Annotated in this window: 13 protein-coding genes; 6 read left to right on the forward strand and 7 right to left on the reverse strand. The window is 53.2% G+C overall.

Translation table 11 applies throughout. The annotated features are described in order from the left end of the window. Nucleotides 1–66 precede the first annotated feature (66 nt). A complete protein-coding gene (gene purT / locus L977_RS00180) occupies nt 67–1,245 on the reverse strand; it encodes a formate-dependent phosphoribosylglycinamide formyltransferase (protein ID WP_023330716.1) in 1,179 nt (392 codons plus the stop codon). Between the two features lie 169 nt (nt 1,246–1,414). Between purT and L977_RS00185 the strand changes: the two genes are divergently transcribed. Together L977_RS00185 and ptrB are read left to right on the forward strand one after the other, a co-directional pair. Then, nucleotides 1,415–2,065, forward strand: a complete 651-nt coding sequence (locus L977_RS00185; protein WP_023338434.1) for a tellurite resistance TerB family protein — start codon at nt 1,415–1,417, stop codon at nt 2,063–2,065. Between the two features lie 85 nt (nt 2,066–2,150). Continuing rightward, complete coding sequence (ptrB, locus tag L977_RS00190) at nt 2,151–4,211, forward strand: oligopeptidase B (protein ID WP_047624213.1); 2,061 nt, start codon at nt 2,151–2,153, stop codon at nt 4,209–4,211. On the opposite strand, the gene exoX is transcribed toward ptrB, so the two are convergent. The 3 genes from exoX to L977_RS00205 all read right to left on the reverse strand — a co-directional run bounded on the left by exoX (nt 4,208) and on the right by L977_RS00205 (nt 5,886). Beyond that, the gene (gene exoX / locus L977_RS00195; protein WP_047624214.1) at nt 4,208–4,870 is read right to left on the reverse strand and encodes an exodeoxyribonuclease X; all 663 of its coding nucleotides are present in this window, start codon (nt 4,868–4,870) and stop codon (nt 4,208–4,210) included. The two genes, ptrB and exoX, sit on opposite strands and share 4 nt — an antisense overlap. A gap of 24 nt (nt 4,871–4,894) precedes the next feature. Beyond that, nucleotides 4,895–5,545 carry a carbon-nitrogen hydrolase family protein gene (locus tag L977_RS00200; protein ID WP_047624215.1) on the reverse strand — a complete coding sequence of 217 codons (651 nt, stop codon included), beginning with the start codon at nt 5,543–5,545 and terminating at the stop codon, nt 4,895–4,897. Between the two features lie 110 nt (nt 5,546–5,655). After that, nucleotides 5,656–5,886: a DNA polymerase III subunit theta gene (locus tag L977_RS00205; protein ID WP_013096102.1), complete on the reverse strand. Its 231-nt coding sequence runs from the start codon at nt 5,884–5,886 to the stop codon at nt 5,656–5,658. 137 nt (nt 5,887–6,023) lie between these two features. On the opposite strand from L977_RS00205, the gene yobA reads away from it, so the two are divergent. Genes yobA through L977_RS00220 form a run of 3 tightly spaced genes read left to right on the forward strand, consistent with a single transcriptional unit; the run spans nt 6,024 to nt 7,621 of the window. After that, on the forward strand, nt 6,024–6,395 hold the full coding sequence (yobA, locus tag L977_RS00210) for a CopC domain-containing protein YobA (protein WP_032636204.1): 372 nt from the start codon (nt 6,024–6,026) through the stop codon (nt 6,393–6,395). 1 nt (nt 6,396) lies between these two features. Then, nucleotides 6,397–7,266, forward strand: coding sequence for a copper homeostasis membrane protein CopD (copD, locus tag L977_RS00215; RefSeq protein ID WP_047624218.1), 870 nt, complete (start codon nt 6,397–6,399; stop codon nt 7,264–7,266). A gap of 16 nt (nt 7,267–7,282) precedes the next feature. Continuing rightward, a complete protein-coding gene (locus L977_RS00220; protein ID WP_014884299.1) occupies nt 7,283–7,621 on the forward strand; it encodes a YebY family protein in 339 nt (112 codons plus the stop codon). A gap of 461 nt (nt 7,622–8,082) precedes the next feature. Here L977_RS00220 and L977_RS00230 read toward each other — a convergent pair whose 3' ends face one another. Next, the gene (locus tag L977_RS00230) at nt 8,083–8,979 is read right to left on the reverse strand and encodes a benzoate transporter (protein ID WP_047624221.1); all 897 of its coding nucleotides are present in this window, start codon (nt 8,977–8,979) and stop codon (nt 8,083–8,085) included. A gap of 174 nt (nt 8,980–9,153) precedes the next feature. Next, the gene (locus tag L977_RS00235; protein ID WP_014884298.1) at nt 9,154–10,095 is read right to left on the reverse strand and encodes a VirK/YbjX family protein; all 942 of its coding nucleotides are present in this window, start codon (nt 10,093–10,095) and stop codon (nt 9,154–9,156) included. 167 nt (nt 10,096–10,262) lie between these two features. Here L977_RS00235 and pphA point away from each other — a divergent pair, with 167 nt between their 5' ends. After that, nucleotides 10,263–10,907 carry a protein-serine/threonine phosphatase gene (gene pphA / locus L977_RS00240; protein WP_023338429.1) on the forward strand — a complete coding sequence of 215 codons (645 nt, stop codon included), beginning with the start codon at nt 10,263–10,265 and terminating at the stop codon, nt 10,905–10,907. A 33-nt stretch (nt 10,908–10,940) separates the two neighbouring features. On the opposite strand, the gene L977_RS00245 is transcribed toward pphA, so the two are convergent. Next, nucleotides 10,941–11,180, reverse strand: a complete 240-nt coding sequence (locus L977_RS00245) for a YebV family protein (RefSeq protein WP_008500472.1) — start codon at nt 11,178–11,180, stop codon at nt 10,941–10,943. Nucleotides 11,181–11,316 lie beyond the last annotated feature (136 nt).

Consider the following 11,316-nt stretch of genomic DNA (forward strand, 5'->3'; position numbering starts at 1 on the left):
GCGGTTGAAGGCGCGAAGCAATAAGTTTTTTATCGTATGAAAAACGGGCCTTTCGGCCCGTTTTTTTTATCCTGCTACCTTAACGTTCGCTGCCGCCGCTTTTGCGCGTGCGATGGCCTCGTCGACGTTATTCCCGGTTGCTAACGCCACGCCCAGACGACGGGTGCCGTCGATCTCCGGCTTACCGAACAAACGTACCTGTAACCCGGCGCCCGTTGCGCCCTCGACGTTATCAAACGTCACGTTCTGACTGGTCAGCTGCGGCAGGATCACCGCCGAGGCCGCCGGGCCGTACTGACGAATACCGCCAACCGGCAGGCCAAGGAAGGCGCGAACATGCAGGGCGAACTCGGAGAGATCCTGCGATATCAACGTCACCATCCCGGTGTCATGCGGGCGAGGGGAGACTTCGCTGAAAATCACCTCGTCGCCGCAGACAAACAGCTCCACGCCGAACAGACCGTAACCACCTAACGCCAGAACGGTTTTACGGGCGATATCCTGGGCACGTTCCAGCGCCAGGGCGCTCATCTGCTGTGGCTGCCAAGATTCGCGGTAATCGCCATCCTCCTGGCGGTGACCAATCGGATCGCAGAAATGGACGCCATCCACGGCGCTGACGGTAAGCAGGGTGATTTCGAAATCAAACTTCACCACCCCCTCGACGATCACGCGGCCAGCTCCGGCACGGCCACCCTGTTGCGCATAATCCCAGGCTTTGTCCAGCGTGCTGCTGTCGCGGATAAAACTCTGTCCTTTTCCGGAGGAGCTCATCACCGGCTTAATGATGCACGGGTAACCCATCTCATCGACGGCCTGCAGGAATGCGGTTTTATCGCCCGCAAAACGGTAGCTTGAAGTGGGCAGCCCCAGCTCCTCTGCCGCCAGGCGGCGAATGCCTTCGCGGTTCATGGTCAGTTTCGCTGCGTTGGCGCAAGGCACCACGCGCTGACCTTCCTGCTCAAGCGCGATCAGCGTATCGGTCGCGATAGCTTCAATCTCCGGCACCACAAAATCCGGTTTCTCCTGCGTGATGAGTGTCCGCAGAGCTTCTCCGTCCAGCATGTTAATCACATAAGAACGATGGGCAACATGCATGGCGGGCGCGTCGGCGTAGCGGTCTACGGCAATCACTTCTACCCCTAAACGCTGGCACTCAATGGCGACTTCTTTCCCCAGCTCGCCCGATCCTAACAGCATCACACGCGTCGCCGCAGGTCGCAGCGCGGTTCCTAAACGAGTCATAACATTCCCCCTGAAAAAGATGCGCGCAGTATAAACGAAAACGTTTGCGTCTGTCTTGCGCAGGGCAAAAGGGCCGACGAGAAATTTGCGCTTCTTTAGCCTCGACGGACATTTCCTGACGCCTGCTCGCTTACGCTGTGGAAATGTTAACCGTTAAGTGAGGGAAACCATGTCAGGCTGGTTAAATCAACTGCAATCCATGTTAGGGCAGAAAACATCAGGTTCCGGCGACCAGGGGCTCAGCAAACTGCTGGTACCGGGGGCGCTCGGAGGGCTGGCAGGGCTGCTGGTCGCCAATAAATCCTCACGTAAGCTGCTGGCAAAGTACGGTACCGGCGCCTTGCTGGCCGGTGGCGGCGCTATCGCCGGTACCGTGCTGTGGAATAAGTACAAGGATAGGGTACGCGCGGCGCACCAGGATGAACCCCACTTTGGGGAGGAGACTTCGCCGCTGGATCTACGTACGGAGCGGCTCATTCTTGCGCTGGTGTTTGCCGCAAAAAGCGACGGGCATATTGATGATAAAGAACGAGCGGCTATCGAGCAGCAGATGCGAGAAGCCGGCGTGGAGGAGCAGGGCAGAACGCTGGTGGCGCAGGCCATTGAGCAGCCGCTCGATCCGCAGCGTCTGGCGCAAAGCGTGCAGAATGAGGAAGAGGCGCTGGAACTCTATTTCCTGAGCTGTGCCGCCATTGATATTGACCACTTTATGGAACGCAGCTATCTCAACGCCCTGGGCGATGCGTTGAAAATTCCTCAGGATGTTCGCGAGGGGATCGAGCAGGATATCCGGGAGCAAAAACAGACGCTACAGGGCTAGCTATCGCTGATGTAGCCATGTTTCGCTTGCATCATGCGCGGGTTTTGCCAACCTTATAGGGTGTAAAACTTAAAAGAATGATGTCATGCCACCGAAAGCCCGACGTACTCCGTATGCGATCACCACCCATGGCGATACGCGTATAGATAACTATTACTGGCTACGGGACGATTCACGTTCCCGCCCAGAGGTACTCGACTACCTGCATGAAGAAAACGATTACGGTCGCAAGGTCATGTCCAGCCAGCAGGCGCTTCAGGACCAGCTGCTGAACGAAATGGTGCAGCGCATTCCTCAGCGCGATATCTCCGCGCCCTGGACCAAAAACGGCTATCGTTATCGGCATATCTACGAGCCCGGCAGTGAATATCCCATCTATCAGCGACAGTCGGTATTAAGCGCCGAGTGGGATGAATGGGATATTCTGCTGGATGCCAACCAGCGTGCCGCCCACAGCGAGTTTTATACGCTGGGCGGTATGTCCATCTCCCCGGATAACACCATTATGGCGCTGGCGGAGGATTATCTCTCCCGTCGTCAGTATGGCCTGCGATTCCGCAATCTGGAAACCGGTAACTGGTATCCGGAAATGCTGGAAAACGTCTCCCCGGATTTTGTCTGGGCGAACGATTCCGAGACGGTCTACTACGTTAAAAAGCACGCCGCCACGCTGCTGCCTTATCAGGTGTGGCGCCACAGTGTAGGCACGGACTCCGCCGATGACGAACTGGTGTATGAGGAGAAAGACGAAACGTTTTATGTCAGCCTGCATAAAACGTCCTCACGCCACTATGTGATTATTTTCCTTGCCAGCGCTACCACCTCAGAAGTGCTACTGCTGGATGCCGAACTGCCTGATGCCCAGCCGCTCTGCTTTCTGCCGCGCCGAAAAGACCATGAGTACAGTCTGGATCACTTCCAGCACAGCTTTTATCTGCGCTCAAACCGCGAGGGGAAAAACTTTGGCCTGTATAAGACCAAGGTGCGCGACGAGCGCAAGTGGGAGGTGCTTATTCCCGCGCGGGAACAGGTGATGCTCGAAGGGTTCACGCTGTTTACCGACTGGCTGGTGGTGGAAGAGCGTCAGCGGGGGTTGACCAGTATCCGGCAAATCAACCGCAAAACGCGCGAGGTGATAGGGATCGCGTTTGACGACCCGGCCTACGTCACCTGGATTGGTTTTAATCCTGAGCCTGAATCGTCCCGGCTGCGCTATGGCTACTCGTCGATGACCACGCCGGATACGCTGTTCGAACTGGATATGGATACCGGCCAGCGCCAGGTGTTGAAGCAAACAGAAGTGAAGGGATTTGAATCCGACAATTATCGTAGCGAACACCTGTGGGTTACCGCGCGCGATGGTGTCGAGGTGCCGGTTTCGCTCGTGTATCACAAGGCGCATTTTCAGAAAGGTAAAAACCCTATCCTGGTTTACGGCTACGGCTCCTATGGTTCCAGCATGGATGCCGACTTCAGCAGCAGCAGATTAAGTCTGCTCGATCGCGGCTTTGTTTTTGCCATCGCTCATATTCGCGGCGGCGGTGAGCTGGGCCAGCACTGGTATGAAGACGGGAAGTTCCTGAAAAAGCAAAACACGTTCAATGATTATCTCGACGTTTGCGACGCCTTAATTGAACAAGGCTATGGCGATCCGCAGCTCTGCTTTGGCATGGGCGGCAGCGCGGGCGGCATGCTGATGGGCGCTGTGATCAATCAGCGTCCCGAGCGTTTTAAGGGCATCGTTGCGCAGGTACCGTTTGTTGATGTGGTCACCACCATGCTCGACGAATCTATTCCGCTGACGACCGGGGAGTTTGAAGAGTGGGGGAATCCACAGTATGAAATCTATTATCGCTATATGAAAGCGTACAGCCCGTACGATAACGTGGAAGCGAAAGCCTACCCGCACATGCTGGTGACCACCGGTTTGCACGATTCACAGGTGCAGTACTGGGAACCGGCGAAATGGGTGGCGAAGCTGCGGGAACTGAAAACCGACGACAACCTGCTGCTGCTCTGTACCGATATGGACTCCGGGCACGGAGGGAAGTCGGGGCGGTTTAAATCTTATGAAGGGGTGGCGCTGGAATACGCCTTTTTGATCGGCCTGGCGCAGGATACGCTTCCAGGCCAGGCTGAACGTTAAGCTTCACCCAGATAATGCTTCAGGGTTAAGCGTAGCTCCGGGCTCATCTTGTCGAGGTTGTTATACAGCCAGCGCAGATAGCCTGGATCTTTATCCGCAATATCCGATACTGCTCTCCCGCGGTATTTTCCGAAGGTGAACGTCGTCAGCAGTGCAGGACGGCCGGTAATCGTCGCCATATCATCCGGTGTCCAGCCGGAAGTATTCATAATATCGATCAGCAGCGCAGCGGTGATATAGCAGTCATACAGCGCGCGGTGATGGTGAAGCCCTTCAGGCGTTCTGACGCTGAGCTTGCGGGATTTATACAGCGCCATATTGCTGTATTTGATCCCCGGCCACAGGCGACGCGCCAGCTTCATGGTGCAAATCCATTCCCCGGGCATGTCGGGGAGAACCCGACGGTCGAAGCTGGCATTGTGGGCGACATACCACGGGCTGCCATAGTAGTGCGGGATAACGTCTTCTATCCAGGGTTTATCCGCCACCATTGTTTCAGTGATGCGATGGATAGCCATGGCCTGCGGGCTAATAGGGCGATCGGGCCGCACCAGATGGCTCATCGGGTTGACTATTTTTCCGTCAACGACGTCGACCGAGGCCACCTCCACAATTCCGCCCTGAAGATCGCAAGTTTCGGTATCAATGACGCGCAGCATGAAAATCTCCTGAGCTTAAAACGCTTAGCCTAAAGGAATGATATCGCCTTGCCAACCCTGTCGGTTAAGCGTGCCGGTCAACAGCAGCTCGCCTTTATCCGCCCGCACGATCAACTGGCCTTTTTCATCCCATAATGCGCTGCCGGTGCTGGCGTTCGCCATTAATACCGCAATGGCATATTTGTGTGCAAAGCGTTGCAGGGTGCTGATGGACTGCCGCCAGCGGTTGTCCCTTACCGACTGGCTGCTGGTGAACAGCGTTGCCTGCGGATCGAGATTGGGGGAATCGCCCTGCGCATCAATGATGGTGAGCTGTTTATCCCCCGGAACCAGGCTCGCACCGCCGCCTTGCGGATAGCGCACGATGTTCTGGCGAGAGGGCGTAAAGAGCACGAGACCTTTCTGACGCTGGCCATTCCGCTCAAGGGGAAGCCCGGCAATAACGCTAATCTGGTAAAAATGTGCCGCATCAAGCAAGGGTTCCAGCTGCGCGTCGCACGGTGGGGGAGGTAACGTCGTTGTGCCTGAGCCGGTTAAGGAGAGTTCCGGGAAGACCAGCAGATCGCACTGCTGCTGTGCCGCTTCGGCAATGAAGCGTAGGTGATGGGTAACGTGCTCATCAACACTGTGATACTGCCCGCCATACTGGGCTGCCGCTATATTCCATTGTGACATCGTGACTTCCTTATACACTGAGTCGCAGGGATTTAAGAATACACCTAATTTAATCAGGGTTTTCTTATCCTGCCAGATTTCGCGTAAGGAAGTGTAACGACTCGTTAAGCTTATTTAACTTTAGGCTCGTACGGCAGACGAGAGAGGTTGACCGAAGCGAGACGGTGAGCAATTAATCTTTCCCGGAACCAGTCGCGCAAATGGGCGGGTTGTTCCCGTTCCACAACTTCAGCCACGATGGGCATGTTGTAACGCTCTTTGAACGCAACGCCAGCGGCTGCGAGATCGACATTCACTTTATCCATCTCGTCCTGAGGAAGGGCGGCCAGATTGATTTTCATTTCCTTCTCCTGTTTATGCGGCGGCAACGTTACCGCGATTGCGCGACGATGACAAGCGGAGGTGGGATGATCCTCGACTCGTCTATTATACAGCGTTATTCTTTAGCATACAGACATAACAAAAAGGAATGATCGCGATGGGGTTATCCACTTCCCGCACGGTATGCGCGCTGGTTTTTCTGGCATCAGTCGTTATCTCACCTACTGTGCTGGCGCATGCGCATCTTAAACAGCAGAGCCCGGCAGCAGACAGCGTGGTGAGCGCTCCGCAGTCACTGACGCTGAATTTTTCGGAAGGTATCGAACCGGGATTTAGCGGTGTGGTGGTGACGGATGCGCACAAGCAGGTCGTCAAAACGGGAGCCGTAACGCGAGACGAAAAGAACAAGGCTCAACTGATCGTTCCGCTGGCGCAAACGCTGGCGACCGGAACCTACCGGGTGGACTGGCATGTGGTTTCCGTCGACGGCCACAAAACCAAAGGCAGCTATCACTTTAGCGTGAAATAGCATGCTGGCACTGGTCTATGTTGGGTTGCGCTTTATCCATTTCGCGGCGCTGATGCTCGTTTTTGGTAATGCGCTATACAGCGTCTGGTTGGCGCCTTCCTCTCTCCATCGTCTGATGGCTCTGCGTTTCGCGCTACAGCAGCGGGTGGCATCTTTAATCACCCTGGCCGCTGCGCTTCTGATGTTCATGCTTCAGGGCGGATTAATGGGCGATGGCTGGGGAGATGTGTTTAACCCGCAAGTCTGGCACGGCGTACTGGGGACGCAGTTTGGCAGCGTCTGGCTGTGGCAAATTATCCTGGCTTCCATTACGGTTGCTGCCGCGTGGCTTGCGCCGCTGAAAGGCTCCCGGCTGCTACTGCTCGCAATGGGGCAGTTTGTCCTGCTGGCAGGGGTAGGCCACGCGACGATGAACGAAGGTCCGTTGGGGGCTGTGCAGCGTCTCAATCATGCCGTTCATCTGTTATGTGCCGCAACCTGGCTCGGCGGATTACTGCCGCTGCTGTTCTGCATGCATCTGGCAAAAGGGCGCTGGCAGAACGCGGCCATCTACACCATGATGCGTTTCTCACGCGTAGGCCACTATGCCGTCGCGGGCGTGCTGCTCACAGGGACGATCAATTCGCTCTTGATTCTGGGCGTCCATATTCCCTGGCAGGCTGGCTACGTGCAGCTTTTATTGTTCAAATGTGCGCTGGTGGCGTTGATGGTGGCAATTGCGCTGGCAAATCGGTATTTTCTGGTGCCACGGTTTCGTCCGGATTCCGGGTGGGCACAACAGCTTTTTATCAGGATGACACAGGCAGAAGTGGTGCTGGGAGCGCTGGTTCTGGCAGCGGTCAGCCTGTTCGCCACCTGGGAACCCTTCTGACAAGGTTAACTAACATATGAAAAAAACAGTACTTTCGCTCTTATTGCTGGCCTGCACGGGGAGCGCTCTGGCCGCGCCGCAGGTGATCACCGTCAGCCGTTTTGAAGTGGGTAAAGACAAGTGGGCGTTTAATCGCGAAGAGGTGATGCTGACCTGTCGTCCGGGCCATGCGTTATACGCGATCAACCCGAGTACGCTGGTGCAATACCCGTTGAATGAGGTTGCAGAGCAGCAGGTGGCCAGTGGCAAGAGCAGCGGCCAGCCCATCAGCGTGATCCAGATTGATGACCCGGCTCACCCAGGGCAGAAGATGAGCCTGACACCGTTTATCGAACGCGCTGACAAGCTCTGCTAGCGTTCAGGTTTCCAATAAAAAACCGCAGATGCTTGCGAAAGCACTGCGGTTTTTTGTTTTTGATGATGATTTAACGCTTTTTTTCTGGCCGCTTTAACTGTGGACTGGAAAACCTGGCGTCGTCATCTATTCTTAAAAGGCAAGGCGACTTAGCCTGCATTAATGCCAACTTTTAGCGCACGGCTCTCTCCCAAGAGCCATTTCCCTGGACCGAATACAGGAATCGTATTCGGTCTCTTTTTATCTGTATGTTTCTCAAAGGAGTTCTTCGGTTATGCTCCGAAGCTCCAGATAATAGCTGGACAACTCCCTGTCTTCTCCAAACCATAACATACTCAGGACTGCGTACGTCCAGAGTTTTTTGAGATCTTTGTTAAAATTTTTTGACCAGGCAAAAGGGGGGGCCAGTAGGACGTTGGCGAACCCGCTCCCCGTCCCGCTGAAAATCCAGCAATCATAAGTCAAATAATGAAATCTCTGAAGCTCACTTTATTATTAACAAGATACTCAGGAAAGTTTTGAGCTGTCAGCTCTTGCTTGATTAACTTCCTGTCTCGTCCCCAGATATCTTCCGCGTTTTTTATCACCTTCATAATATGTTCTGGATTGTTAAACTCAGGAAGATCATATTCAGTATGGGATATTGTGGACATTTTTTCAGAAATGCGTTCAGGCGTCATAACCCATGAGAAGTGCCATCCACCATTGTCAATAATTCGATTGTTTAACTTAAACCAGTTCCATTTAAACCATGACCAGTTTTTAACTTTCCTGGTGCGTTTGAGGTTTCTGAATGATTCAGGTTCACCGCCAAAAAAATCAACGAGATTTTTATATTTTGTGGCTCTCGGCAATTTACATTTTCTCGGCGTATTATCGTTATTAAAGACCTGCAGGTTAAACTGATAATTATAAAAGTTTTGATATAGGGTTGTGCAGAGCCTATTTGGGTTTATAGATGCGATAACCGAAGGTGAGAAGATCTCATCAACATCGGAAATTAAAATCAAATCATCATCTTCGGCATGCTTCAAACCTTGCATAATGGCATTTCTCTGTGCAGCTTCATTCGCCCATGCATCCACAACAAGACCATCATGTTGCCCGGTGATAGCATCTTGAATCTGCTTTTCATCGTCAGATGTTTTCATAATAGGTTTTTCGTCATGCACAACGTAAATAATTTTATCTTCGAATTGACGATATTTATTTATGTCAAAGTGCAGTTGCCGCTTCTTGCCGGTAAAAGTATGCGTTGATTCAACGATAACAAAGCGATCAACCACATCCCCTAGAGTATTCAGCCTGATATCCAATAGCATATCTTCGTCGTAATACAAGAAGCAGTCATAAACCATCATCGAAGTCCTTAATTTTTCCGTCTACGTCGCGTTTTTTCCAACGCATTAGCTTGTTTCATTTCATACAATGCTAACTGAGCACCCTACACATAAGCAAGGGTGCTCGGCTTGATAAGTCTTTTTTTAAACAGCGTGAATACTTTGTAATGTTAGCGGAAGTGCTTGTTGCGGTTAAAAGCGGGATTTTACCGACGCCTCAATTTCATCAAGCAATTCAAAACGACGGCGGTATTCCGCACGCTTCTTGCTCGCGATCTCGTCGAGAGATTTGCGTTCCATCTGCAGCGGGAGCTGCCAGCAGAAGCCGGAGACCTTTTTACCGCCCAGAGAATCCCAGAATTCGTCATAGCTGGCGTGGAAATGGCGGCCTTTGCTGAGGCGATAGCGCAATGCGCGGAAAACGTGTCCCTCGTCGCTGACGGCAAAAATCGCCTTAACAGATGACTGTAAGGCCAGCTGGAAAAGAACTTCCATCAGCACGCGTTTAGGGAACAGGCCGTGACAGGCGCGGGTGGATTGTTTAATGACGTCCCGCGACACGCAGCGGCGGGGGCCCTGAAGCCCGCCAATCACTATTACGCGTTGTCCGTTGCTGCGGGCTACGCTAAAGGTCAGGCTGGCAAGCAAAGTATCCTCGTTATCGCGCAGCCACAGTGTGCTCTCACCTTCGCGCTCGGCTTTCCCGGCAGAGGATGCATTAACCGTATAGATCACGCCCTCTTTTGCATGGAACTGAACAACGGTTTGTTCCTGCGGGCTGGTCAGCGCCTGGGCGAGGGCGCGCTCTTTCAGGCTATCGATCCAGTAATAATGGTTAACGATAGCGTCGGCGCGATCGTTCGCGGTCAGGCCACGCATCAGATACTGCCGATGGGTCTTGCTGGGCAATGTAATTTGAGCGGCGAGAAGTTTGTCGAAATCGTCACGCCCTGAAAGGGCTTCCAGCATGCGACGGGTGGAAGACCAGAACAGAAGCGAACGTAAAAGGAACTTCAGCCGATAATCGCGTTTCCGCCAGATGGGTCCCGGGACACGTTCGCCGTTCACCAGCTCGGAAATTATATTTGTGCGATGTGGGTAGAACACATCGTTATGCAGGTGTGTATTAGACACGTGAAGATCCCTCGTTTTTTTCTGCCTCTATTCTAAGGAGCCAGGAATAAGGGATTAATAGCGTGAGGATCTTTATTTCTGGTTGGTTTACCGTTTGTTTGACTTTGTAAGGACCGCTCCCGTCTTTTGCATTTTATACGGCGGCTATACTGTTTAAAGGAGGCCTTATGTATCAGCGAATAGAGGGTGGGATGTGGCGTCACGTCTGGGTTGTCAGCGATATACATGGCTGTTATCACTGGCTTATGGACGAACTGAAACGCCGCCATTTTAATCCGTATGAGGATTTGCTTATTTCCGTTGGCGATTTGATCGATCGCGGTCCTGACAGCGTAAAAACACTGCAGCTCATCAATGAGAAATGGTTCAGAGCCGTGCGGGGTAACCATGAGCAAATGGCAATGGATAGTCTGGACAATAATGATTCTGCGCTGTGGGCGATGAATGGTGGAGTGTGGTTTACGCGCCTTGATCGCGAGCAGCAGGCGCTGGCGCGAACGTTACTAAACGCCTGCCGCGAATTGCCGCATATTATCGAGATAACCTGCGCAAACGGTCTCAATGTTATTGCGCACGCAGATTACCCCGCCGCGGAATACCGCTGGCAAAAACCGGTGAGCGCCCAGCGCGTGCTGTGGGATCGCGACAGGTTGATGGGCTTTATGGTGGGCAAAGGGCAGGGGATTAGCGGTGCGGATCATTTCTGGTTCGGGCATACGCCCGTCGACAGGCGGTATGATTTTGATAACCTGCACTATATTGATACCGGAGCGGTGTTCGACGGTTACTTCACGCTGGCACAGCTACAGTAATAAATAACCCGCCTTCGGGCGGGTTCTCTTAGGTCAGGCAAGGCGCATGACCCAGGCATCGGTTTTGCTATCGTAATGCTCACGGTAAAGAACAGAGTGTTCGCCATCAAGTATCGCCGGGACGCTGGTATCCGCATCCCATGCGTCGAGTTGCATGCACAAATCCGGGTCGGATTTGCAGGGAATACTTAACGTTCGATCGCCTTGTGCTTCGCCGCGCAGCTCTGCGTCGTCGATCTCAAAAGCGCCAATACGCACGCTGGTTTTCGTCATAGTGCTCTCCGGGTCGGTTTTCAGAATCTGGTATGACCAGTATGGGCATCCATTTTTGATCGTAGACAAGGAGAGCAAAATCGCCAGTAAAAAAATGCGCTTTTTTTAGTCGGTGGGACTGTTACCCGTAAACAAC

Source organism: Enterobacter sp. ZOR0014 (assembly GCF_000798855.1).
GTDB lineage: Bacteria > Pseudomonadota > Gammaproteobacteria > Enterobacterales > Enterobacteriaceae > Enterobacter > Enterobacter kobei.

Bases quoted from the DNA above. Each gene is read 5' to 3' on its own strand.
- purT (WP_023330716.1), bottom strand. From the start codon at position 1,245: ATGACTCGTTTAGGAACCGCGCTGCGACCTGCGGCGACGCGTGTGATG.
- exoX (WP_047624214.1), bottom strand. From the start codon at position 4,870: ATGCTGCGCGTCATTGATACCGAAACTTGCGATCTTCAGGGCGGAATT.
- L977_RS00245 (WP_008500472.1), bottom strand. From the start codon at position 11,180: ATGACGAAAACCAGCGTGCGTATTGGCGCTTTTGAGATCGACGACGCA.
- ptrB (WP_047624213.1), top strand. From the start codon at position 2,151: ATGCCACCGAAAGCCCGACGTACTCCGTATGCGATCACCACCCATGGC.
- L977_RS00230 (WP_047624221.1), bottom strand. From the start codon at position 8,979: ATGGTTTATGACTGCTTCTTGTATTACGACGAAGATATGCTATTGGAT.
- pphA (WP_023338429.1), top strand. From the start codon at position 10,263: ATGTATCAGCGAATAGAGGGTGGGATGTGGCGTCACGTCTGGGTTGTC.
- L977_RS00220 (WP_014884299.1), top strand. From the start codon at position 7,283: ATGAAAAAAACAGTACTTTCGCTCTTATTGCTGGCCTGCACGGGGAGC.
- L977_RS00200 (WP_047624215.1), bottom strand. From the start codon at position 5,545: ATGTCACAATGGAATATAGCGGCAGCCCAGTATGGCGGGCAGTATCAC.
- copD (WP_047624218.1), top strand. From the start codon at position 6,397: ATGCTGGCACTGGTCTATGTTGGGTTGCGCTTTATCCATTTCGCGGCG.
- L977_RS00205 (WP_013096102.1), bottom strand. From the start codon at position 5,886: ATGAAAATCAATCTGGCCGCCCTTCCTCAGGACGAGATGGATAAAGTG.
- L977_RS00185 (WP_023338434.1), top strand. From the start codon at position 1,415: ATGTCAGGCTGGTTAAATCAACTGCAATCCATGTTAGGGCAGAAAACA.
- yobA (WP_032636204.1), top strand. From the start codon at position 6,024: ATGGGGTTATCCACTTCCCGCACGGTATGCGCGCTGGTTTTTCTGGCA.